Origin of the sequence: Streptomyces sp. NPDC058741 (assembly GCF_042746715.1) — a bacterium.
In the GTDB taxonomy this organism is placed as follows: domain Bacteria; phylum Actinomycetota; class Actinomycetes; order Streptomycetales; family Streptomycetaceae; genus Streptomyces.
Map to the genome: position 1 here is coordinate 22,831 of NZ_JBHYQH010000036.1, position 21,568 is coordinate 44,398.

The 21,568-nt window shown below is 71.7% G+C and carries 25 protein-coding genes, 1 tRNA gene, 3 pseudogenes and 1 riboswitch; of the genes and pseudogenes, 17 read left to right on the plus strand and 12 right to left on the minus strand.

Annotated features, from left to right (window positions below):
• Positions 1-52: 52 nt before the first annotated feature.
• Positions 53-496, minus strand: coding sequence for a type II toxin-antitoxin system PemK/MazF family toxin (locus ACFW6P_RS24450; RefSeq protein WP_386348473.1), 444 nt, complete (start codon positions 494-496; stop codon positions 53-55).
• A gap of 210 nt (positions 497-706) precedes the next feature.
• On the opposite strand from ACFW6P_RS24450, the gene ACFW6P_RS24455 reads away from it, so the two are divergent.
• The gene (locus tag ACFW6P_RS24455) at positions 707-1,459 is read left to right on the plus strand and encodes an MBL fold metallo-hydrolase (protein WP_386348470.1); all 753 of its coding nucleotides are present in this window, start codon (positions 707-709) and stop codon (positions 1,457-1,459) included.
• Here the strand turns inward: ACFW6P_RS24455 and ACFW6P_RS24460 are convergent.
• Positions 1,408-1,951: pseudogene (locus ACFW6P_RS24460) on the minus strand (PTS transporter subunit EIIC); the annotation flags it as partial. The gene ACFW6P_RS24455 and the pseudogene ACFW6P_RS24460 sit on opposite strands and share 52 nt — an antisense overlap.
• Before the next feature lie 75 nt (positions 1,952-2,026).
• On the opposite strand from ACFW6P_RS24460, the gene rph reads away from it, so the two are divergent.
• From rph to rdgB, 3 genes are all read left to right on the plus strand, one after another.
• On the plus strand, positions 2,027-2,764 hold the full coding sequence (gene rph, locus ACFW6P_RS24465) for a ribonuclease PH (protein WP_386348467.1): 738 nt from the start codon (positions 2,027-2,029) through the stop codon (positions 2,762-2,764).
• Positions 2,765-2,904: 140 nt separating this feature from the next.
• Positions 2,905-3,303 (plus strand): hypothetical protein, encoded by a 399-nt coding sequence (locus ACFW6P_RS24470; protein WP_386348464.1) that lies wholly within the window; start codon positions 2,905-2,907, stop codon positions 3,301-3,303.
• 111 nt (positions 3,304-3,414) lie between these two features.
• The gene (rdgB, locus tag ACFW6P_RS24475) at positions 3,415-4,017 is read left to right on the plus strand and encodes an RdgB/HAM1 family non-canonical purine NTP pyrophosphatase (RefSeq protein WP_386348461.1); all 603 of its coding nucleotides are present in this window, start codon (positions 3,415-3,417) and stop codon (positions 4,015-4,017) included.
• Positions 4,018-4,080: 63 nt separating this feature from the next.
• On the opposite strand, the gene ACFW6P_RS24480 is transcribed toward rdgB, so the two are convergent.
• The 3 genes from ACFW6P_RS24480 to bcp all read right to left on the minus strand — a co-directional run bounded on the left by ACFW6P_RS24480 (position 4,081) and on the right by bcp (position 5,337).
• Positions 4,081-4,156, minus strand: a tRNA-Leu gene (locus tag ACFW6P_RS24480).
• Between the two features lie 7 nt (positions 4,157-4,163).
• Positions 4,164-4,730, minus strand: coding sequence for an HNH endonuclease signature motif containing protein (locus ACFW6P_RS24485; protein WP_386424789.1), 567 nt, complete (start codon positions 4,728-4,730; stop codon positions 4,164-4,166).
• 139 nt (positions 4,731-4,869) lie between these two features.
• Complete coding sequence (bcp, locus tag ACFW6P_RS24490; RefSeq protein ID WP_386348458.1) at positions 4,870-5,337, minus strand: thioredoxin-dependent thiol peroxidase; 468 nt, start codon at positions 5,335-5,337, stop codon at positions 4,870-4,872.
• Between the two features lie 95 nt (positions 5,338-5,432).
• Here bcp and ACFW6P_RS24495 point away from each other — a divergent pair, with 95 nt between their 5' ends.
• The 3 genes from ACFW6P_RS24495 (at position 5,433) to ACFW6P_RS24505 (ending at position 6,633) form a co-directional block, all read left to right on the plus strand.
• Positions 5,433-5,762 carry a DUF3618 domain-containing protein gene (locus tag ACFW6P_RS24495; protein ID WP_386348456.1) on the plus strand — a complete coding sequence of 110 codons (330 nt, stop codon included), beginning with the start codon at positions 5,433-5,435 and terminating at the stop codon, positions 5,760-5,762.
• 44 nt (positions 5,763-5,806) lie between these two features.
• Positions 5,807-6,163 carry a GroES family chaperonin gene (locus ACFW6P_RS24500; protein ID WP_386348453.1) on the plus strand — a complete coding sequence of 119 codons (357 nt, stop codon included), beginning with the start codon at positions 5,807-5,809 and terminating at the stop codon, positions 6,161-6,163.
• A gap of 49 nt (positions 6,164-6,212) precedes the next feature.
• Positions 6,213-6,284, plus strand: a riboswitch (guanidine-III (ykkC-III) riboswitch).
• A gap of 28 nt (positions 6,285-6,312) precedes the next feature.
• Positions 6,313-6,633: a DMT family transporter gene (locus tag ACFW6P_RS24505; RefSeq protein WP_386348450.1), complete on the plus strand. Its 321-nt coding sequence runs from the start codon at positions 6,313-6,315 to the stop codon at positions 6,631-6,633.
• A gap of 7 nt (positions 6,634-6,640) precedes the next feature.
• Here the strand turns inward: ACFW6P_RS24505 and ACFW6P_RS24510 are convergent, their stop codons facing one another.
• Positions 6,641-9,049 (minus strand): transglycosylase domain-containing protein, encoded by a 2,409-nt coding sequence (locus tag ACFW6P_RS24510; RefSeq protein ID WP_386348447.1) that lies wholly within the window; start codon positions 9,047-9,049, stop codon positions 6,641-6,643.
• A 458-nt stretch (positions 9,050-9,507) separates the two neighbouring features.
• Between ACFW6P_RS24510 and ACFW6P_RS24515 the strand changes: the two genes are divergently transcribed.
• The 4 genes and pseudogenes from ACFW6P_RS24515 to ACFW6P_RS24530 all read left to right on the plus strand — a co-directional run.
• Positions 9,508-10,314, plus strand: coding sequence for an ABC transporter permease (locus ACFW6P_RS24515; RefSeq protein ID WP_386348444.1), 807 nt, complete (start codon positions 9,508-9,510; stop codon positions 10,312-10,314).
• Positions 10,307-11,158, plus strand: coding sequence for an ABC transporter permease (locus tag ACFW6P_RS24520; protein ID WP_386348441.1), 852 nt, complete (start codon positions 10,307-10,309; stop codon positions 11,156-11,158). The genes ACFW6P_RS24515 and ACFW6P_RS24520 overlap by 8 nt, the downstream gene beginning before the upstream one ends.
• A 1-nt stretch (position 11,159) precedes the next feature.
• The gene (locus ACFW6P_RS24525; RefSeq protein WP_386348438.1) at positions 11,160-12,176 is read left to right on the plus strand and encodes an ATP-binding cassette domain-containing protein; all 1,017 of its coding nucleotides are present in this window, start codon (positions 11,160-11,162) and stop codon (positions 12,174-12,176) included.
• Positions 12,177-12,209: 33 nt separating this feature from the next.
• Positions 12,210-12,893, plus strand: a pseudogene (locus ACFW6P_RS24530) (DUF1707 domain-containing protein); the annotation flags it as partial.
• A 55-nt stretch (positions 12,894-12,948) separates the two neighbouring features.
• Here ACFW6P_RS24530 and ACFW6P_RS24535 read toward each other — a convergent pair.
• On the minus strand, positions 12,949-14,337 hold the full coding sequence (locus tag ACFW6P_RS24535) for an SGNH/GDSL hydrolase family protein (protein ID WP_386424792.1): 1,389 nt from the start codon (positions 14,335-14,337) through the stop codon (positions 12,949-12,951).
• A gap of 196 nt (positions 14,338-14,533) precedes the next feature.
• Here ACFW6P_RS24535 and ACFW6P_RS24540 point away from each other — a divergent pair, with 196 nt between their 5' ends.
• Both ACFW6P_RS24540 and ACFW6P_RS24545 read left to right on the plus strand, forming a co-directional pair.
• Entirely contained in the window at positions 14,534-15,874 is a 1,341-nt protein-coding gene (locus ACFW6P_RS24540) for a DUF445 domain-containing protein (protein ID WP_386348432.1), read from the plus strand.
• A 276-nt stretch (positions 15,875-16,150) separates the two neighbouring features.
• Entirely contained in the window at positions 16,151-17,671 is a 1,521-nt protein-coding gene (locus ACFW6P_RS24545) for an MFS transporter (protein WP_386348430.1), read from the plus strand.
• A 285-nt stretch (positions 17,672-17,956) separates the two neighbouring features.
• Here the strand turns inward: ACFW6P_RS24545 and ACFW6P_RS24550 are convergent, their stop codons facing one another.
• Positions 17,957-18,259, minus strand: a complete 303-nt coding sequence (locus ACFW6P_RS24550) for a hypothetical protein (RefSeq protein WP_386348428.1) — start codon at positions 18,257-18,259, stop codon at positions 17,957-17,959.
• A gap of 147 nt (positions 18,260-18,406) precedes the next feature.
• Between ACFW6P_RS24550 and ACFW6P_RS24555 the strand changes: the two genes are divergently transcribed.
• Together ACFW6P_RS24555 and ACFW6P_RS24560 are read left to right on the plus strand one after the other, a co-directional pair.
• Positions 18,407-18,829: an Hsp20/alpha crystallin family protein gene (locus ACFW6P_RS24555; RefSeq protein WP_386348426.1), complete on the plus strand. Its 423-nt coding sequence runs from the start codon at positions 18,407-18,409 to the stop codon at positions 18,827-18,829.
• A gap of 136 nt (positions 18,830-18,965) precedes the next feature.
• Complete coding sequence (locus tag ACFW6P_RS24560) at positions 18,966-19,472, plus strand: DUF2267 domain-containing protein (RefSeq protein WP_386424794.1); 507 nt, start codon at positions 18,966-18,968, stop codon at positions 19,470-19,472.
• 219 nt (positions 19,473-19,691) lie between these two features.
• Here the strand turns inward: ACFW6P_RS24560 and ACFW6P_RS24565 are convergent, their stop codons facing one another.
• The 4 genes and pseudogenes from ACFW6P_RS24565 to ACFW6P_RS24580 form a co-directional block, all read right to left on the minus strand.
• The gene (locus ACFW6P_RS24565) at positions 19,692-20,009 is read right to left on the minus strand and encodes a VOC family protein (RefSeq protein WP_386348421.1); all 318 of its coding nucleotides are present in this window, start codon (positions 20,007-20,009) and stop codon (positions 19,692-19,694) included.
• 56 nt (positions 20,010-20,065) lie between these two features.
• The gene (locus tag ACFW6P_RS24570; RefSeq protein WP_386348418.1) at positions 20,066-20,278 is read right to left on the minus strand and encodes a DUF397 domain-containing protein; all 213 of its coding nucleotides are present in this window, start codon (positions 20,276-20,278) and stop codon (positions 20,066-20,068) included.
• Positions 20,275-20,604: pseudogene (locus ACFW6P_RS24575) on the minus strand (DUF5753 domain-containing protein); the annotation flags it as partial. The pseudogene ACFW6P_RS24575 and the gene ACFW6P_RS24570, both read right to left, overlap by 4 nt.
• 30 nt (positions 20,605-20,634) lie before the next feature.
• Entirely contained in the window at positions 20,635-20,868 is a 234-nt protein-coding gene (locus tag ACFW6P_RS24580; protein ID WP_386348415.1) for a GntR family transcriptional regulator, read from the minus strand.
• A 296-nt stretch (positions 20,869-21,164) separates the two neighbouring features.
• On the opposite strand from ACFW6P_RS24580, the gene ACFW6P_RS24585 reads away from it, so the two are divergent.
• Positions 21,165-21,302: a hypothetical protein gene (locus ACFW6P_RS24585; RefSeq protein WP_386348412.1), complete on the plus strand. Its 138-nt coding sequence runs from the start codon at positions 21,165-21,167 to the stop codon at positions 21,300-21,302.
• Positions 21,299-21,559 (plus strand): hypothetical protein, encoded by a 261-nt coding sequence (locus ACFW6P_RS24590; RefSeq protein WP_386348409.1) that lies wholly within the window; start codon positions 21,299-21,301, stop codon positions 21,557-21,559. Before ACFW6P_RS24585 ends, ACFW6P_RS24590 begins: the two co-directional genes overlap by 4 nt.
• Positions 21,560-21,568 lie beyond the last annotated feature (9 nt).

Sequence of the window (21,568 nt, forward strand, 5' to 3'; positions counted from 1 at the left end):
AGGACACACCGAAGGGCCGGAGCCACGACTCCGGCCCTTCGCGTCGACCGCCTCAGCCCGCCAGGTAGCGCACCTGGTCCCACAGCGCCGGATCCACCACCCCGACCCGCCGGCGGAGGCCCCACACCGGGACCTCGCGCAACTCGTCCGTCTCCAGGAAGCTCGCACGGCCCCGCGCGTCCCCGACCGAGCCCGGGGGCAGCGGGATCACACCCGTGCGCCCGTGCCGGAACCGGGTCGTGATCCTGGCGACCGTCGCGCGCTCCCCGCGCACCGCCAGCACCAGGCACGGCCGGTCCTTCGTCCGGGGGGAATCCTCGTGGGGCACGTCCGCCCACCAGATCTCCGCGGGCTCCGGCCGCCCCGCCACCGCGGCCGCCGGCGCACGGCCGCGCCGCTCCAGAGGGCGGTGCCCCCGGCCCCAGCCGTCGACGAGCGTGGCCACGAGCGCGAGCAGTACCACCGCGGCGAGCGCCAGCCACCAGGACGTGTCCATACTGAGACGGTACCGGCGCACCGACCCCCACGCGCCGTCCCCGCGAGGATCGCGCCCGGCCTGCCAGCCGAACCGGTGACACCACAGGTGAGTTCGCCCACAACGGGCCTTGGCGGAGGAGCTACCGGAGGTTTTGCGCCTTACGCTCGACGGACCGCACGACCCCCGACGCCCCTCACAGACATTCCCGCCAGCGGAGGTTTCTGCTTCATGAAGCTCACCGTCGTCGGCTGCTCGGGGTCGTTCCCGTCCGCGGAATCGGCCTGCTCGAGCTACCTCGTCGAGGCCGACGGCTTCCGGCTGCTTCTCGACATGGGCAACGGTGCCCTGGGCGAGCTGCAGCGCCACTGCGGTCTCTACGACCTCGACGCGATCTTCCTCAGCCACCTGCACGCCGACCACTGCATCGACATGTGCGCGTACTTCGTCGCGCGCTACTACCGCCACGACGGCGGCCGCTGCGCTCCGCTGCCCGTCCACGGACCCGAAGGCACGGAACACCGGCTGACCACCGCCTACGCGGACACCCCCACCGCCTCCTCCATGAGCGAGGTCTTCGACTTCCACACGGTCAAGCCGTCCACGTTCGACATCGGCCCCTTCACGGTGCACACCGAGCGGGTGGCCCACCCCGTGGAGGCGTACGGCATCCGCATCGAGCACGACGGCAAGGTCCTGACGTACTCCGGTGACACCGGCGTGAGCCCCGTCCTGGACGAACTCGCCCGGGACGCCGACCTGTTCCTGTGCGAGGCGGCCTTCACGCACGGCAAGGAGAACATCCCCGACCTGCACCTCAACGGCCGCGAGGCGGGAGAGACCGCCGCCCGGGCCGGCGCCCGGCGCCTGTTGCTCACCCACATCCCGCCGTGGACGGACCCCCAGGTCAACCTGGACGACGCCCGCGCGGTCTACGACGGTCCGGTCGAGCTCGCCGCGCCGCGCCGCACGTACGAGATCTGACCGGGCGCTGATGCGCGACGACCCCTTGAACCCGAGGACCGGTTCCGGGGCCCTCGCGCATCAGCGGGCTGCTTCGCCTCCGCCTTCCGCAGCTCGGCGAGTTCCTCGTCGGACTCGCGGCCCGGCGTCGGCAGGTCGAACCCGGTGATCGCGAAGCGGAACACCGCGTTGTAGACCGCCGCGAAGCACAGGCCCACCAGGGCCAGACCCCAAGAAGTCCACCGCGCCGGCCGAGAAGCCGAAGCCGTCCTTCATCCCCAGGGCCCACGTCAACGCCATCGACACACCCGTGAGCAGCGCGTGGATCGCGTGCAGCACCGGCGCGACGCACATGAACGTGAACTCGATCGGCTCGGTGACACCGGTGACGAACGAGGCCAGCGCGAGGGAGAACATCATGCCGCCGACGACCTTGCGGCGCTCGGGGCGGGCGCAGTGGACGATCGCCAGGCAGGCGGCCGGCAGGGCGACCATCATGATCGGGAGGAAGCCGGCTGCTTCACCCTCTGAGACCCCTTTCCCCACCGGAGAGGGGCCCCTTCCGCAGGTGCGGATAGGCTCAGCGGCATGTCTCGAATCGACGGCCGCACCCCCCAGCAGCTCCGCCCCATCACCATCGAGCGCGGCTGGAGCAAGCACGCCGAGGGCTCCGTCCTCGTCTCCTTCGGCGACACCAAGGTCTTCTGCACCGCCTCCGTCACCGAAGGCGTCCCGCGCTGGCGCAAGGGCAGCGGCGAAGGCTGGGTCACCGCCGAGTACTCCATGCTGCCCCGCTCCACCAACACCCGCGGCGACCGCGAATCCGTCCGGGGCCGCATCGGCGGCCGCACCCACGAGATCAGCCGCCTCATCGGCCGCTCGCTGCGCGCCGTCATCGACTACAAGGCCCTCGGCGAGAACACCATCGTCCTCGACTGCGACGTCCTCCAGGCCGACGGCGGCACCCGCACCGCGGCCATCACCGGCGCCTACGTCGCCCTCGCCGACGCCGTCGCCTGGGCCCAGCGCAAGAAGCTCGTCAAGGCCGGCCGCCAGCCCCTGACCGGCACCGTCTCGGCCGTCTCCGTCGGCATCGTCGGCGGCGTCCCCCTCCTCGACCTCTGCTACGAGGAGGACGTCAAGGCCGACACCGACATGAACGTCGTCTGCACCGGCGACGGCCGCTTCGTCGAGGTCCAGGGCACGGCCGAGGCCGAGCCCTTCGCCCGCGACGAGCTCAACTCCCTGCTCGACCTCGCCGTCGCCGGCTGCACCGAACTCGCCGCCCACCAGCGCACCGCGCTCGACTTCGTCCTCGACCGGTAAAGGACGCCCGAGACACGTGCTCGGCCAGGGCAACCGTGCCGAGCACCCACGCGTCTGAAGGAGTACGGGCGCACGGCTCATCCCTGTGCGCCCGGCCAGCCACGGGCCCGACCGGCCCACCGAACGAGAGGGACCGCTCCATGGCCGCGAGCCGCCGACGCCGCACCGCAGCCGTCGCCGCCACCCTGGCGGCCGTCGCGCTCACCGCCGGACTCACCACCGGCTGCGCCGCCGTCGACAAGGCGCTGGACTGTGTCCAGACCGCCGACGCCATCGCCGACAGCGTGACGGAACTCCAGCAAGCCGTGGACAACGCCGCCGGCGACCCGACCCGGCTCGACGAGTCCCTCGACTCCATCGACAAGAACCTCACCGACATCGGCGACAGGACCGACAACGCGGACGTCAGCAAGGCCGTCGACGACCTCGGCAAGGCCGTCGGCAACGTCCGCACGGCCATCGAGAACGGCGACGAGACGCCCGACATCAGCCCCGTCACGGACGCGGCGGGCGAACTGACGAAGGTCTGCACGCCGTAACGCGGCGCGCGCGGGACCGACGGCCGGCCCGTCCGGCTCGTCCCGCCCGGATCCCCGCGCCCCCTCGAGGGGGCGCGGACCCGGCGGCACGAGGGCCATACTCTGGTGGCCATGACCCGCCTGATCCTCGCCACCCGCAACGCCGGGAAGATCACCGAACTCCGCGCGATCATCGCCGAAGCCGGACTGCCCCACGAGCTCATCGGCGCCGACGCCCGCCCGGACATCCCCGACGTCAGGGAAACCGGCGTCACCTTCGCGGAGAACGCCCTGCTGAAGGCCCACGCCCTCGCCCGGGCGACGGGCCTGCCGGCCGTCGCCGACGACTCCGGCCTCTGCGTGGACGTCCTCAACGGCGCCCCCGGCATCTTCTCCGCCCGCTGGGCCGGCCGCCACGGCGACGACAAGGCCAACCTCGACCTCCTCCTCGCGCAGCTCGCCGACATCGCGGAGGAGCACCGAGGCGCCCACTTCGCCTGCGCCGCGGCCCTGGCCCTGCCCGACGGCACGGAGCGCGTGGTCGAGGGCCAACTCCGGGGCACCCTGCGCCACAAGCCCGCCGGGACGGGCGGCTTCGGCTATGACCCGATCCTCCAGCCGGACGGCGAAACCCGCACCTGCGCGGAACTGACCCCCCAGGAGAAGAACGCGATCAGCCACCGGGGCCAGGCGTTCCGGGCACTGGTGCCGGTGGTGCGGGAGCTGTTGGGCTGAGGGGAGTGAACCCGCGTACGACGAGGGGCGCGGCACCGCGACGGTGCCGCGCCCCCGTCGGCGTGGGCCCGGTGGGACTCGAACCCACGACACACCGGACCTAAACCGGCGCCCTCTTGGCCAGCTGGGGTACGGACCCGTCGCGGTTACTGTACTGGGCCGAGAGCGGTGGCGGCGCGGCGAGGTCGCGAGTGGGTCCGCGTCTGACCGTGACAGGAGGGGCAGAGGTACCGCAGGTTCTCGATCCGGTTGTCCAGCCGATCGCCGTCGATGTGGTCGATCTCCAGCACGAGTCTCCTGCCCTGCCAGCTTTCCCCAGTGCCGCACGCGCCGCAGACATGGGGCACGCCGAGGTCGTCGAGTGCCCGCCTGAGGAGCATCGTCGGCGTGCGCGGAGAACCAGGAGGGCGCCTCACCAGGATCTCGGCCGCGGACCTACGACGCGGGGAGGTCGTGCCCCGGAAATGGCCCTGCCCGGTGAAGTGGTCGGCCGACAAGCCGTAGAACTCGATGCTGCCTCTGACCTTCGCCCGGCGTGACCACCGGGTCGGGAAGTGGGAGACGTCCACCCCGGCTTCGGCCGTCCTCCGGCGCAGATGGCGTCTGCTGCCAGGTGTGGGTGTACCCCCGCACCATCGAGCGGCGTCGTCCCAGTTCGCTGTCACCCGTGCTGCTTCTTCCAGCACCTCGCGCGTGTACCTGGCCCTCATCATCGCCCCCGTTCTCGACCACCCGTTCGCGATCTCGTACGGAGTAACGAACCGCTTATCGGACCGTCACGCAGGGAATGCGGAACGGCCCGCGCCGGGGGCGTTCCGGTGCGAGCCGTTCGAGGGGGCGCGGAGAAGGGCCTCAGATCCCCAGGTCCTTGATGATCTTCGCGACGTGCCCCGTCGCCTTGACGTTGTACAGGGCCCGTTCGACCTTGCCCTCCTCGTCGACGATCACCGTGGAGCGGATGACGCCCACGACCGTCTTGCCGTAGAGCTTCTTCTCGCCGAACGCGCCGTACGACTCCAGGACCTGCTTGTCCGGGTCGGCGAGGAGGGTGACCTCGAGGGATTCCTTGTCGCGGAATCTGGCCAGCTTCTCCGGCTTGTCGGGGGAGATGCCGATGACGTCGTAGCCCGCGCCCGCCAGCACCTCCAGGTTGTCCGTGAAGTCGCAGGCCTGCTTCGTGCACCCGGGGGTGAGGGCGGCCGGGTAGAAGTAGACGATGACCTTGCGGCCCTTGTGGTCCGAGAGGGACACCTCATGGCCGTCGGCGTCGGGCAGGGTGAAGGCGGGGGCCACGTCCCCCGGCTGGAGTCGCTCGCTCATCGTCACAGCGTAACCGGGGGTCCTGACCGTGCGATGAGCGGTGGAGCTGACAGACTGTCCGGCACAGGCTTCACACCGACTTCGGAGGCGACACGGTGGCGGACACGGCGGACACCAGGACCCCGGCGCAGATCGAGGCGGACATCAAGCGCCGCCGCGCGACCCTGGCCGAGACCCTCGACGAGATCGGGGTGCGGGTGCACCCGAAGACCATCGTCGGGGACGCGAAGGCCAGGGTCGCGTCGAACATCGACCACACGCTCGGGCGGGCGTACGTAGGGGTCAACCGGGCGGTCACCGACGTACGCGCCCGGTTCGTGGACGAGGACGGCTCGCCCCGGCTGGAGCGGGTCGTGCCGGTCGCGCTCGTCGTGGTCGGTCTGGTCGGGCTGCTCGCGGTCGGTACGCGGCGGCGCAAGCGCTGACCCGGCCGGTCACGTTCGCGGGGAAGACAGGTAGGTTTCAGGGCGTGAGCGCCAAGAGAAACGAGAACAGCAACCATCCCGACAAGCTCCCCATCCGGATGCTCCACGACCGCGTCCTCGTGCGGCAGGACACCAGCGAGGGCGAGCGGCGTTCCGGCGGCGGCATCCTGATCCCCGCCACGGCGGCGGTCGGCCGGCGGCTCGCCTGGGCCGAGGTCGTCGCGGTGGGGCAGAACGTGCGGACGGTGGAGCCGGGCGACCGGGTTCTGTTCGACCCGGAGGACCGCGCCGAGGTGGAGGTGCGGGGCACCGCGTACGTGCTCATGCGCGAGCGCGACCTGCACGCCGTGGCCGCCGACCGGTTCGAGGGGTCGGAGGACTCCACGGGCCTGTATCTGTAGGTCCTCAGGGCAGGCGAAGGGGCCGGTGACCAGCGTCACCCGCCCCTTCGCCGTCCTCTGGCCAGCGTGGAGGATCCCGACGAGACGCGCCGTACCGGGACCAAGGCAAAGACGACGCACCCACCGTCAGCCCGTTTCCCGGAGGTGCCATGGCCTGGGTTCTGCTCGTCGTCGCCGGTCTGCTCGAGGTCGGCTGGTCCGTCGGCATGAAGTACACCGACGGCTTCACCCGCCCGCTTCCCAGTGTGCTCACCGGCGCCGGCATCGTCGCCAGCATGCTGCTGCTGTCGCAGGCCGCCAAGAGCCTGCCCATCGGTACCGCGTACGGCGTGTGGGTGGGGATCGGCGCGGCCGGGGCGGCGGTGTTCGGCATGGCGGTGCTGGGGGAGCCGGCGACCGCCGCCCGGATCTTCTTCGTGTGCCTGCTGTTGGTCGCCGTGGTGGGGCTGAAGGCGACCTCGGGTCACTGACGCCGGTCTACTCGCGGCGCGCGCCCTGCGGGACGACGCCCCAGCCGGGGCCGGTCGGTCCGCCGGTCGTGCCGCCGTCGGTGGTGTCGCCGCCCGTGGTCGTGCCGCCGTCGGTGGTGCCCCCGTCCGTCGTGCCGCCGTCGGTGGTGCCGCCGTCCGTCGTGCTGCCGCCGGTGGGGGGCTCGCCGCCGGTGGTGCCCCCGGTGGTGGTGCCGCCGACGGTCTGCCCCCCGGTCTGTCCCTCGGGGGCGCTCGGGGTCTGCTCGGGCGTCTGGGTGCCGGTCTCCTCGCCGCCGGTGGTGTCGTCGCCGTCGTCCGTGGCGCCGGTGGTCGGTTCGGCCGGGTTCTCGGTGGCGGGGGCCTGCGAGGCGCCGGCGCCCGGCTGGATGCGCAGGTCGAACTCCTCGGCGGGCTTGCCCTTGAGCGCGTCCTGGGTGAACTGCGTCCAGATCTCCGCGGGCGCGCCGCCGCCGTTGATGCGCGGCAGGCCCATCGCGCCGTACAGCGACTTGTGCGCGGCGGTGACGGGGTCCTGGCCCATGACGGAGACGACCGTGGCGAGGTCGGGGGTGTAGCCGGCGAACCAGGCGGCGGTGTCCTCCTCGGCGGTGCCGGTCTTGCCGGCGACGGGGCGGCCGGCGGCCTGCGCGGCGGAGGCGGTGCCGTTCCGGACGACGCTCTGCAGCATCGAGGTGGTGGTGTCGGCGGCCTCGCGGCTCACGGCCTGCCGGGTGCGCCGCTCGGGCAGGTCGACCGGGGTGCCGGCCTTGGAGACCTTCTCGACGATCGTGTAGGTGCCGTGCCGGCCGTGGTTGGCGAGGGTGGCGTAGGCCTCGGCCATGTCCAGGACGCTGGCGGTGGCCGTGCCGAGCGCGATGGCGGGGCCGTCGGCGAGGTCGGGCGTGGAGGCCGGGACGCCGAGGTCGATCGCGGTCTCCTTGACCTTCTGCGGGCCGACGTCGGCGGCCATCTGCGCGTACACCGAGTTCACGGAGCTGTCGGTGGCCTCGGTGACGGTGATGTCGCCGTAGGAGCGCTGGTCCTCGTTCTCGGGGGCGTAGGGCTGGCCGCTCCAGCCCTGGACCGGGCGCTTGTTGGTGCCGTCGTAGATCGTGCTCGGGGTGATGACGCGGCCGTCCTGGGTCTCCGAGTGGTTCTCGACGGCCGCGGTGAAGACGAACGGCTTGAAGGTGGAGCCGACCTGGAAGTCCCGGCGGGTGGCGTTGGGGGTGTACTGCTTGACGTAGTCGATGCCGTTGTACATCGCGACGACCTTGCCGGTCTTCGGGTCGACGGCGGCGCCGCCCGCGCGGACGTAGGTGTCGACCTTGTTCTTCTTCTTGTCGAGCCTGGACATCAGCTTGTCGTTCACGGCCTTCACGAACGCGTCCTGCTTGCCCTTCTGCAGGGTGGTCGTGATGCGGTAGCCGCCGGCGTCGAGCTCGCTCCCGTCGATGATCTTGTTGTCGGTGAGGTAGTCCCTGACGATCCGCACGATGTAGCCGCGCTGCCCGGACATGCCCGTGGAGAGGGTGGACTCCTTCGGCATGGGGAACGTCATGCCGGCCCGCTTCGACTCGCTGAGCCAGCCCTTGGTGACCATGCCGTCCAGGACGTAGTTCCAGCGGGACTCGGCGGCCTTGCGGTTCTCGGGGTGGGCGACGACGTCGTACTGGCTGGGCGCGTTGACGAGGGCGGCGAGGTAGGCGGCGCGGGCCGGGTCGAGGTCCTTGGCGTCCATGCCGTAGTAGGCCTGGGCGGCGGCCTGGATGCCGTAGGCGTTGCGGCCGAAGTAGCTGGTGTTGAGGTAGCCCTCGAGGATGTGGTCCTTGCTCACCTCGCGGTCCAGCTTGATCGCGATGAAGAACTCCTTGGCCTTGCGGGTGACCGTCTGCTCCTGGCGCAGGTAGTAGTTCTTCACGTACTGCTGGGTGATGGTGGAGCCGGACTGCTTGCCCCTGCCGAGGGCGGTGTTCCAGGCGGCGCGGACCATGGCCTTGGGGTCGACGGCGGACTCGCCGTAGAAGTCGCGGTCCTCGGCGGCCAGGATCGCGTGCTGGGCGTCCTTGGAGATCTGCGGCAGGGTGACGTTCTCCCGGTTGACCTCGCCGTCGCGGGCGATGACGGAGCCGTCCGCGTACAGGTAGACGTTGGCCTGCTGGGTGGCGAGCGCGTTGGCGGGCGGGATCTTCACCAGCGAGTAGCCCAGGACGAGGCCGCCGGCCAGCAGCAGGAGGACGACGAGGAATCCGCCCAGCGTCATGCGCCACGTCGGGATGATCCGGCGCCAGCCGGTCCGCTTCGGTGTGCCGGCCGTCGTGCCCTCGGGCGTGCCCGGGTCGCCGTCGGCGTCCGCCTGCGGTGTACTCGGCGCCCAGCGCGGTTGCGGCTGCTGCGGCTGAGGCTCGTCACTCATGTCGTGCACGGACTCCTGTTTCGCGTCGTACGTCGTTCCCGTACGGCTCTGCTCGCTCGTGTGCCCCGGAGATGAAGACTGTCCCATCCGGTGATCAGTTCCCTGATCGAGGGCCGTGTCGTGAGGCGTGGGGCGGGCGGCGCGGGCGGGCACGCGGGCGCGGGGTGAAGCGCGCTGCCGTACACCTCCGCCCGCCTCACGATCTCGCCCGCGCGGCATGCGCACGGAGGGGGACCCGGTCCGACGCGAGGGCTCCCTCACCGCCGTCCCGGCCGGTTCCGCCGCCACGCCGCTCGCCCGGCCGCGGGCGCCTCGGCCCGCGCGGACCCCTCGGATCGTACCGTCTGGCCCGGTGCGGGCTCGCCCCGCGGCGTCCCGGAACGGCGCGAAATCCCGTGGCGGGCGCGATCGCTGGGCCACTACGCTCCTGCGCTTCGGTGCAGGCGGCGGGAAGGGCGGTGGATGTGGGTTCCGGACGGTTGTACGCGGCCGTCGCGGCGGGGGGCTTCCGGCGGTACGCGACCTATCGGGCGGCCGTGCTGGCGGGGGTGTTCACCAACACGGTCTTCGGCCTGATCCTGGCGTACACGTACCTCGCGCTGTGGGACGAGAGACCGGACCTCGGGGGGTACGACCAGGCGCAGGCGATCACCTATGTGTGGATCTGCCAGGGGCTGTTCAAGACGCTCGGCATCAGCGGCGGCGGTTTCGAGGACGAGTTGATGGAGCGCATCCGTACGGGTGATGTCGCCGTCGATCTGTACCGGCCCGCCGATCCGCAGCTGTGGTGGATGGCGGCCGACGGGGGCCGGGCGCTGTTCGAGCTGTTCGCGCGGGGGGTGCCGCCCTTCGTGTTCGGGGCGCTGCTCTTCCCGCTGGCGCTGCCCGGGGAGGTGACGGCGTGGGCGGCGTTCCTGGTGGCGGTGACGCTGGCCTGGGTGGTCGGGTTCGCCCTGCGGTACCTGGTGGCGCTGTCGGCGTTCTGGCTGATCGACGGCACCGGGATGGTCCAGATCTCGTGGTTCGTCGGCTGGTTCTGCTCGGGGATGATGCTGCCGCTGAACGTCTTCCCGGGCGCCTTCGGCGACGTCGTGCGGGTGCTGCCCTGGTCGTCGGTGCTGCAGGCCCCGGCCGACGTCCTGCTCGGTGAGGCCGACCCGCTGGGCACGTACGCCTTCCAGGCGGCCTGGGCGGTGGCGCTGCTGGCGGCCGGGCGGCTGCTGCAGTCGGCGGCGACGCGGCGGGTGGTGGTGCAGGGTGGCTGACACCCGGTGGGAGCGGGCCGGGACCGTCCGGCCCGGCGGCGTGCGGGAGGGGCTGCGGGCCTACGGGCTGATCGCCGCGATGTGGATCCGCTCCACGATGGCCTACCGGACCTCCTTCGCGCTGACGACGTTCACCAACTTCGCGGTGGCGGGGCTGGACTTCGCCGCGATCCTCCTGATGTTCTCCGGCGTCGACGCGCTCGGCGGCTTCTCGCTGCCGGAGATCGCCTTCCTGTACGGCCTGTCGAGTGTGGCGTTCGGGCTGGCCGACCTGCTGCTGGGGTCGATGGAGCGGCTGGGGCGGCGGGTGCGCGACGGCACGCTGGACACGCTGCTGGTGCGGCCCGCGCCGGTGCTGGCTCAGGTGGCCGCCGACCGTTTCGCCCTGCGCCGCCTGGGCCGGGTCACGCAGGGCTCGCTGGTGCTGGGGTACGCGCTGCTGGCGCTGGACATCGACTGGACGGCGCCGAAGCTGCTGCTGATGCCGGTGATGGTGCTGGCCGGTGGGGCGATCTTCTGCTCGGTGTTCGTGGCGGGGGCGGCGTTCCAGTTCGTGGCGCAGGACGCCTCGGAGGTGCAGAACGCGTTCACCTACGGCGGGACGACGCTGCTGCAGTACCCGCCGGCCGTGTTCGGGCGGGACCTGGTGCGCGGGGTGACGTTCGTACTGCCGCTGGCCTTCGTCAACTGGCTGCCGGCGTCCTATGTGCTGGGGCGGCCGTATCCGCTGGACCTGCCCGGGTGGGTGGCGTTCGCGTCGCCGGCGGTGGCGGTGGTCTGCTGCGCGCTGGCGGGGGTCGCGTGGCGGGCGGGACTTCGTTCGTATCGGAGTACGGGGAGTTGAGTTGACCGGTTCGGAGAGCGGGTTCATCGAGCTCGACGGGGTCGAGAAGGTCTTCGACGTGCGCCGCAGGACGGGCTTCATGCGGCGGGAGCGGCGCCGGGTGCGGGCCGTCGACGCGATCTCGTTCCGGGTGGAGCGCGGCGAGATGGTCGGCTACATCGGCCCGAACGGCGCCGGCAAGTCCACCACGATCAAGATGCTGACCGGCATCCTCACGCCGAGCGCGGGCCGGGTGCGGGTGGCGGGCATCGACCCCTCCCGTGAGCGGACCCGCCTCGCGCACCGCATCGGGGTGGTGTTCGGGCAGCGCACGACCCTGTGGTGGGACCTGCCGCTGGTCGACTCCTACCGGCTGATGCACCGCATGTACCGCATCCCGGACGCCCGCTACCGCGAGAACCTGGACCGGCTGGTCCAACTCCTCGACCTGGGGCCCCTGCTGGACGTGCCGGTCCGTCAGCTCTCCCTCGGGCAGCGGATGCGCGGCGACATCGTGGCGGCGCTGCTGCACGACCCGGAGGTGCTGTACCTGGACGAGCCGACCATCGGGCTGGACGTCGTCTCGAAGTCCAAGGTGCGGTCGTTCCTGAGGGAGTTGAACGCCGAGCACGGCACGACGGTGCTGCTGACCACGCACGACCTGCAGGACATCGAGCAGTTGTGCTCGCGGGTGATGGTCATCGACCACGGGCGCCTGGTCTACGACGGGGCGCTCGCCGGGCTGCACGAGGCGGGGGAGGGCGAGCGCACCCTGGTCGTGGACCTGGAGCGGGAGCTGCCGCCCATCGAGGCGCCGGCGCCCGCGCGGGTCGTCCGGGTGGAGGGGCCCCGGCAGTGGCTGGCGTTCCCGGCGGCGCAGTCGGCGGCGCCGCTGGTGGCGCGGATCGCGGCCCGGTACCCGCTGGTGGACCTGTCGGTGCGGGAGCCGGACATCGAGGCCGTGATCGCGAACATGCTGCACTCCCTCGCGGACGCCCCCGAACCCCCGCCGGGGCGGGCCGAACGGCCTATCTCGTAGCCCGCGGCGGGGTGAACTCGTAGGCTGCTGTGTATGACCGACGACGCAGTCCCGGACCTCCGTGCCTCCGACGCCGATCGTGAACGGGTCGCGGGGGTCCTGCGGGACGCGCTCGCGGAGGGCCGTCTCGACATGGCGGAGTTCGAGGAGCGGCTGGACGCGACGTACAGGGCGCGGACGTACGGGGAACTGGCGCCGCTCACCCGGGACCTGCCCGCCGAGGGCGTCACCGCCCCGGTGGTCTCGCTGCGCAAGGACCCGTCCGCCGGGCCGGACTGGCCGGACCGGATCGTCGGCGGCGAGGGCTCCTCGACGTGGGCCGTGGCCGTGATGTCCGGCTTCCAGCGCAAGGGGCGCTGGACGATGCCGCGGCGGTTCACCTGCTTCGCCTTCTGGGGCGGCGGGGAGATCGACCTGCGCGAGGCGAACTTCGCGGACCGCGAGGTCCGGATCAACGCCGTCGCGATCATGGGCGGGGTGGACGTGATCGTCCCGCCGGGCGTCGAGGTCGTCGTGCGCGGCATCGGGATCATGGGCGGCTTCGACCACCGTGAGGAGGGCGTGCCGGGGGATCCGGGCGCTCCCCGGGTGATCGTGAAGGGCTTCGCGTTCTGGGGCGGCGTCGGGGTCCAGCGCAAGCTGACGCGGGCGCAGAAGCAGCGGATCCGCGAGGAGCGCCGCCGGCAGAAGCTGGAGCGGGGGGCCGAGCGGCCGGAGACCGACTGAGGACGCCCCCTGCCTGCCGGCAGGCGTGCCGTCCGGTGGCGGCGCCCTACAGCTTCGCCGGCGCCGACCCCTTCAGCGTCTCCAGGTCGAAGGACTCCGCCATCCGGGCGTATCCCTTGTCACTGGGGTGCAGGTGGTCGCCGGAGTCGTAGTCGGGCCGCAGCCGCCGCGGGTCGTAGGGGTCGCGCAGCGCCCGGTCGAAGTCGGCCACCGCGTCGAAGACCCGGCCCGCCCTGATCTCGGCGTTGATCGTCTGGCGGACCGACTCGCGCGCGTCGGTGTAGCCGCGGTGGCCGTGGAACGGCATCAGGGTCGCGCCGACCACCTTCAGGCCCCGCGCGTGGGCCTGCCCGACCATCGTGCGCAGGCCTGTCAGGATCGCCTGCGGGTCGGCCAGGCGCGGGTTGCGCAGGATGTCGTTCACACCGAGGTCGATGACGACGACCTTGACGTTCGTGCGTTCCAGCACGTCCCGCCCGAAGCGGTTCAGCCCGCTGGGGTTGTCCGCGGGGCGGCCCAGCCCGTCCGCCAGGACCTGGTTGCCGCTGATGCCCTGGTTGACGACGCTGTAGCGCGGCAGGTCCCGCCCGGCGGCGATCTCCGAGCGCAGCCGGGCGGAGAGCACGTCGGTCCAGCGGGCGTTGGCGCCCGAGGTCGAGGTGATGCCGTCGGTCAGCGAGTCGCCGAGGACGACGACGGTCCCCTCGGACTCGTTGCTCAGCACGTCCAGCGCGGTCAGGTAGCGCCAGGCCCCGCTGCGCTCGGTGTACGGCGCGCCCGTCGTGTCCCGCGTGTGGTCGCCCTGGGCGGCGTAGGAGGTCTGCCGGGCGTGCCGGTGGTAGGTCACCGCGCCGCTGCCGGCCGGCGTGTACGTGGTGATCAGGACGTCCGCGTCGTGCGGGACGGCGATGCGCACGGCGTCGCTCATCACCTGGCGCCCCGGAGGGATCACGACCGCGGGGCCGCCGTTGAAGGTCAGCTGCCGCAGGGTGTCCGGAACGGCGGCCGGCGTGCCGCCGCCCGCGGCGACGGCGATGGACGCGCCCGTGATGCTCAGCGGCGACCGGCCGTAGAGATTGGACAGCGTCACGCGGGCACTCGTCCCCCCGACGCTGGTGTGGACGACGTTGCGTACCGAGCGGTCCGCCATGCCGGTCGTCTCGGTGCCGGGCTCGCCGCCCGAAGGGGAGGTGGACCAGGTGCCGACCCATGTGCCGGTGGAGGCGGGGGCGGCCGGGTTGTGGGGAGCGCGGCCGTCGCCGGCGGTGCCGCGCGCCCGGACGCCGTGCTCGGGCGCCACGCCGATGTACAGGACGGTGGAAAGGGCCACGATCGCTGCGACGGCCACGGCCAGGAGGGCGCGGTGCCTGAGGGGGGCGGTGGACTCCTGCTGCTGCGCGGCGGGCCCGACACCCCCGTCACGTCCTCGGGTCATGCTGTTCGGTTCTCCTCGGGCGATGGGAGCCCAAGGCTCCGATCTGATGTGCCCATGATGCGTCATGGACCGGGGGGGAGCTCACACGACGCCGTGGCACACACTCCCTCCCGACAGACGCCGGGAACTCCTGATCCGTTCCAGGAGTCGGTCAGGAAGGGACAATGTGTGCGGGATCACCGAACGGGTGGAGCGGATGGAACGGACGAAAGTGGAACAGAAGACCGGCGCCGGCGGCCAGTATGCCCGCCCGGGCGCCGCGGTGAACCGCGCGATGACGACCTTCAGCCCGGCGGACGAGGAGAAGCAGCGCGGCGTACGCCGTATGAAGCTCACCGCCACGGGCCTGCTGCTGTTCGTGGCCCTGGTCTACGTGCTCGCCAAGGTGGCCCAGAACTCCGGCGCGGGCGCCTGGGCGGGCTATGTGGCCGCCGCCTCCGAGGCCGGCATGGTCGGCGCGCTCGCCGACTGGTTCGCCGTCACCGCCCTCTTCCGCCATCCCCTCGGCATCCCCATCCCGCACACCGCGATCATCCCGACCAAGAAGGACCAGCTCGGCGTCTCCCTGGGCGAGTTCGTCGGCGAGAACTTCCTCTCCGAGGACGTCGTGCGCCAGCGGCTGCGCGCCGTCGGCATCGCCTCCCGGCTCGGCGCCTGGCTCGCCGTGCCCGAGCACGCCGACCGGGTGACCGCCGAGCTGTCCACCGCCCTGCGCGGCGCCCTGACCGTCCTGCGCGACTCCGACGTCCAAGCGGTCGTGGGCGAGGCCATCACCCGCCGGGCCAACACCCAGGAGATCGGCCCCGGCATCGGCAAGATGCTGGAGAAGGTCGTCGCCGACGGCGGCCACAAACGGGTCGTCGACCTCGTCGTCGCCCGCGCCCACGACTGGCTGGTACTGCACGGCGACTCCGTGATGGACGCCGTCCAGGGCGGCGCCCCCGGCTGGACGCCGAGGTTCGTCGACAAGAAGGTCGGCGAACGGGTCTACAAAGAGCTGCTGCGCTTCGTCACCGAGATGCGCGACATGCCCGCCCACCCCGCGCGCGGCGCCCTCGACCGCTTCCTCACCGACTTCGCCTCCGACCTGCAGTCCGACACCGACACCCGCGCCCGTGTCGAGCGGCTCAAGGGCGACGTACTGGGCCGCGGCGAGGTCCAGGACCTGATCGCCAGCGCCTGGACGGCCGTACGGTCCATGATCGTCGCCGCGGCGGAGGACGAGCGCAGCGAGCTGCGGCTGCGCGTGCGGGCCTCCCTGCTGTCCCTGGGCTCCCGGATGGCGGCCGAGCGCAAGGTGCAGGACAAGGTCGACCGGTGGGTGGAGGGCGCGGCCGTCTACGTCGTCACCACCTACCGCAAGGAGATCACCTCCCTGATCACGGACACGGTGGCGAGCTGGGACGCCGAGCACACCACCCGGAAGATCGAGGCCAACATCGGCCGCGACCTGCAGTTCATCCGCATCAACGGCACGGTGGTCGGCTCGCTGGCCGGCCTGCTGATCTACACGCTGTCGCACGCGCTCGGCGCGTGACGGGCGGGCGCCGCAACGGCCCGGGAGCGGCGCCGGGGCCGCACGGAGTGTGCGGAGTGCGCGGGGAGGGTGTGCGGGCGGTGCCGGGACCCTCGCGCGGGCCGGGCGGGGAGTGCGCGGGGAGGGTGTGTGGGTGGTGCCGGGATCCTCGCGCGGGCCGGGCGGGGAGGGTGTGCGGGCGGTGCTGGGACCCTCGCGCCGGCCGGGCGCGCGCGGGGCGTGAACTAGCCGGTCCAGGGCACCCGACTCGGGTTCCGCTCGCTGAGGAGGGAGCCCATGACCACCGCCCACGCCGAGACCGGCCGAACCGTGACGACCGACATCCCCGCACGCCTCGACCGCCTCCCGTGGTCGCGCTGGCACTGGACGATCGTCATCGGTCTCGGCACCGTGTGGATCCTCGACGGTCTCGAAGTGACCGTCGTCGGCAACATCGCCAGCCGCCTGTCGGAACCCGGCAGCGGGCTGCCCATCACCTCCGATGAGGTCACCGGCCTGGCAGCCGCCCTCTACGTGGCGGGGGCCTGCGCCGGAGCCCTGTTCTGGGGCCGCCTCACCGACACATGGGGGCGCAAAAAACTCTTCATGATCACCCTCGCGGTGTACCTCGGCGCCACCGCCCTCACCGCGGTCGCCTTCGACACCTGGTGGTTCCTCCTCTTCCGCTTCCTCACCGGCTTCGGCATCGGCGGCGAGTACGCGGCCATCAACTCCGCGATCGACGAACTGATCCCCAAGGAGTACCGCGGCCGCGTCGACCTCATGATCAACGGCAGCTTCTGGCTGGGCGCCGTGGGCGGCTCGCTGCTGTCGATCGTCGCCCTGGACACCGACCTCTTCGCGGCGAACGTCGGCTGGCGCCTGACCTTCGCCCTGGGCGCCGTCCTGTCCTTCGTGATCCTCCTGGTCCGGCGGCACGTCCCGGAGAGCCCCCGCTGGCTGCTCATCCACGGCCGGGACGACGAGGCCGAACGCATCGTCTCCGGGATCGAACAGCAGATCGAGCGGCAGAGCGGCAAGCCGCTGCCGCCCGCCGAGGGCGAGATCACCATCAGGCAGCGCCGCAGCGTGTCCTTCCTGGAGATCGGCCGCACGGTCTTCTCCGACTACCGCAGGCGCGCGATCCTCGGCTTCTCGCTCTTCATCGGCCAGGCCTTCCTCTACAACGCGATCACCTTCGGCTTCGGCGCCATCCTCACGACGTTCTACGACGTCCCGAGCGGCAGCACCGGCTACTACTTCGCCGTCATCGCCCTGGGCAACTTCTTCGGCCCGCTGCTGCTGGGCAAGCTCTTCGACACGGTCGGCCGCCGCATCATGATCTCCGGCACCTACCTGCTGTCCGGTCTGCTCCTGTTCGGCACGGCCTGGCTCTTCGACCAGGGCTCGCTCACCGCCACCACCCTGACGGCGTGCTGGTGCGTGGTCCTCTTCTTCGCCTCGGCCGGCGCCTCCAGCGCCTACCTGACGGTCTCCGAGGTCTTCCCGATGGAGACCCGCGCCATGTCCATCGCCTTCTTCTACGCCATCGGCACCGCGGCAGGCGGCATCAGCGGCCCGCTGCTCTTCGCCGACCTCACGGGCACCGGCAAGGCCGGCGACACGGCCCTCGCCTTCCAGATCGGCGCGGCCCTGATGTGCCTGGCCGGCCTGGTCGCGGCGCTCCTCGCGGTCAAGGCGGAACGCCGCTCCCTGGAGGACATCGCCAAGCCGCTCACGGCGGCCGCGAGCAAGGCCAAGGCCGGCGTCCGCGGCAGCGGTTCCCAGGGGCCCGGGACCGGCGAGGCGACGGCCTGAGAGCCGGCACCGGCCGAGCGGGTGGGCGGCGGGGCGGCCGCCCACCCGCTCCTCGGCCGGGTGGCCGACGGCCCCGGAACCTGCGCTATAGTCGATCTGCGCCCACACGCCGAACTCCGGCAGACGGACGATGCGTTGGTGGTCCAAGGAAAGACGCCCCACTTCCTGTGGGGAAATGCAGGTGCAAGGCCTGCCCGGCGCTCCGATCAAGAACCCGGCCCTGATGACAGGGCCGGGTTCTCGCGTTCGGGGGACGTGAGAGGACGCGGGAACCCGGCGCCCGGGTCAGCCCCGCCGGTCGGCCACCACCCACGAGACGAGCCCCACGGCCCCGGCCACCCCGAACACGGCGGGCCAGGCCCCCACCTTCTTCGCCAGCGGATGCGACCCGGCGAACGCGGCGACGTACGCGGCCGACAGCGCCCCCGCCGCCACCCCACCGGCCCGCTCCCGCCACTGCCGGGCGGCCGCCACCCCTGCCACGGCGAGCACGGCCCCGCCGAGCGGCCGCTGCCTGGTCCAGCGGGCCACACCGTACCCGCCCACGAGCCCGCTCGCGGCCACCACCGCGCTGGGAACCTTAGCCATCTCTGCCTCCTGAGCACGCCGACGAGAGCACGAGGCTAACCCACCCAACCTGAGCCCGAGCTTGTCAACTTTCCTCCCCCGAGCTATATAAGAAGACGCAGACCGTAGGGCATCGCACACAGCGTCCGAGGAGAGGAGTGACCCGTGATGCTCATGCGCACGGACGCCTTCCGTGAACTCGACCGACCCACCCGGCAGGTCTTCGGCCCCGACGGCCGCCCCTCGGCCATGCCGATGGACGCCTACCGCTCCGGTGACGACTTCTTCGTGCACTTCGACCTCCCCGGCATCGACCCCGAGTCGATCGAGCTGGACGTCGAGCGCAACGTCCTGAACGTGCGGGCCGAGCGCAGGTCCCCCGCCCCCGAGGGCGCGGAATCGCTGGTCGCCGAGCGCCCCACCGGCACCTTCACCCGCCAGCTCTTCCTCGCTGACACCCTGGACGCCGAGCGCATCCACGCCTCCTACGAGGCCGGCGTCCTGACCCTGCGCATCCCGGTGGCCGAGCAGGCCAAGCCGCGCCGCATCCGGATCTCGGGCGGCGACACGCGCCAGCAGATCAGCGACTGACCCGCCCGCCCACGCACCACGGCCGTCCCGGCGACGTCCCCGCGCGGGACGGCCCGCAGCACCCACCCGCGCCTCGCGCCCCCGGAGCAGGAGCCCGGCGGCGCGAGGCAGGACCGGATCGGAGGAAGACCCGCAGATGAGCGTGACGACGGAGCCCGGTGTGACGACGACACCCACGGCCCCGAAGACCCTGATCCCCACCCCGCCACCCCACCCAGGCGACGACGGCCACGACGGCCACGACGGCGCCTGGACCCGGCTGGTCGACGCGGTACGGGAATCGGGCCGGTACCCCACCAGGGCCGAGGCCGAGCGGATCACCCGTACCGTCCTGTCCGCCCTGGGCGGTCACGTCATCGGCGACGAACGGGTCGACCTGGCCCGCGCCCTGCCCGAGGAGGCCGCCCAGGTGGTCGCCTCCCAGATCCCGGCCACGCGCCGGCTGACCGCCGCGGAGTTCGTCGACTCCGTCGCGGCCCGCATCGAGGGAGCCACCCCCGCCACGGCCCGCTGGGACGTCAGCTCCGTCCTCAGCGTGCTGCCGCCCCTCGTCGGCGACGACCTGGTGACCCGCGTCCTCGCCCAACTCCCGCCCGGCTACGCCCTCCTGTTCGGCCGGGCGGACCTGAGCCCGGGGTCGTAGCTCCCTCCCCGGCGTACGGCGGCCACCCGCGGTGAGCACGGTGAAGCACACGTGTGAACCGCTGGTGGCCGTCGCACCGTCGCCCGGGGCGTTGACTCCAGGACCCGCGCCAGCCCGAGACCGGGAAGTCGGTCGACAGGACACCCGCGTCCCCCGGATTCTCCGAGGAATCGGGAATCGGCGATGAGGAAAGAAGACCCCGGCTTGCACAACCGGCGTTCAGCCCCGCTTCCCCCGCTCCACACAGATCTCGTTCCCCTCCGGGTCAGCCCTCCCCACCCACCCCCTGCCGTCCGGGCGGGTGCGGTCGGTCAGGATGCGGGCGCTCAGGGATACGGCTCGTTCGACTTCCGCCAAGCGGGTGCGGCCTGTGTCGCTCACGTCGAACTGGAGGCCGTTCTTGGCTGACCGGCCGAGTCGATGGTGAGCGGCCCCTGAGGCGGTGTGAAGGGTGGAGGTCGTGCCCGGACTCCCAAGGCCGCGACGGTCTGGCGCAGGCTCCTGGAACGAAGGTGTGGCACGCGGGCAGCTGTACATGAATCCCTGTCCACCGTGGGCGCGGGCGCACACGCCGAGCCTCGCCTGTGTGGCCTCTACGCACCGACGTGCTTGACGGTCTGGACGAAGGAGCGCCACGCATCGCCGCTCACCGCCATCACCTGCCCCTCCGTCTCCGCCGCCTTCGAGTCGCGGACGAGAGCGCTGTCGTCGGCGAGCGCACACTCGACGCACTCACCCCCCGCGCCGTTGCTGTAGGACGACGTGAACCACAGCGGACGGCTGCCGCCGGACTCAGGAGATATCACCGGGCGTAATCCTTCGAGATCGACTCGATCAACAGGGCCGAGCGTTGAGGACTCAGGGCTGCCGCTCGCAGACCGTCGAACGCCCTCGTGTACTCACGCACATGATGCTCGCCTTCCAGGTACACGACATCGGTGATGCCGTCCCGATACACGATGTCCGGATCCTCCGGTGCCGGGAAGCCCAGCATGGTGAACGAACCCGTGGTCGGGCAGGTCCCTGAGTCGAAGGGGAGGACCTGCAAGGTCACACTCGGCAGATCGGCAGTGTCCCGGAGCCGTTCCAGTTGCTCACGCATCAGAGTCCGGTCGCCGATGGCATGGCGCAGCCTAGTCCTCCATCTAGCCCATTAGGCAGGCTAGTTGGCGCCGTCCGTGACGAACGACCCAATGCCGTTCTCGGTGCGGATCAGGCCGCGCTCACGCAGATCAGCCAGCGCCTTCCGCGCCGTCACCTGGGCGACGCCGAACTCGGCGCACAACGCCAGGATGCCGGGCAGCTTCGACCCCGCCGGATACGCCCCGGCGGCGATGCGCCGCTCAAGCTCAGCGCTGATCTGCACCCACTTCGCGCGGGTCGGGTCCAAGTCCACAAGATCAATGCTGCGCGCTGTGGTGAGGTGCGGCTAGTGATAGCGAGCTATAGCAAGGTAGGCTAGTCTGGCTCACCCGGCACCCGCCGGAAACGAAAACGCCCCAGGGCGACCGGGCAAGGGTCGACACCTGGGGCTGAGCCGACTGAACAGGAGTCGACCCAATGCGAAGCCTACTGGCCGCACTTCTGAGCTACTTCCTGCCTGCCCGGGGGAAGCGCCGCCCTGCGTCTGCCCTCGACGCCCACCGTGCCCTCCGTCCGCTGCATGCCCCCAGGGCGCCCCACCCGGCCGACGTGATCGAAGCTGACCTACTTCCCCTCGTCCGGCCCCATCTCGTCGCCTTCGAGCGGCAGCGGGAACGGCAGCTCGACCGACGAGCGGCGGCAGCAGTCGTCACCATGGGCGTCGACTCCCTGGGGGTGTCGGCATGACCGGGCTTCGCCGTATGCCGCTCAGCGCCGAGGGACGAACGGGTTATTGCCAGCCGGGCGGACTGGTCGCCGCGATGAGCGATGCAATCGAGAACGAATTGCTTGAGTCGGGCACCGTCGTCCTGGGGCTTGTGCGCGCCATGCTTGACGGCCCCCAACTCACGGCGGACGAGTGTTGGTTCATGCTGCGCCGGACGGCGGAATGCCTGACGGACGCGCTGAACGTCGCTGAGCTTCGCGGCGAACGGCTGGCGTAGAGGCCCCGG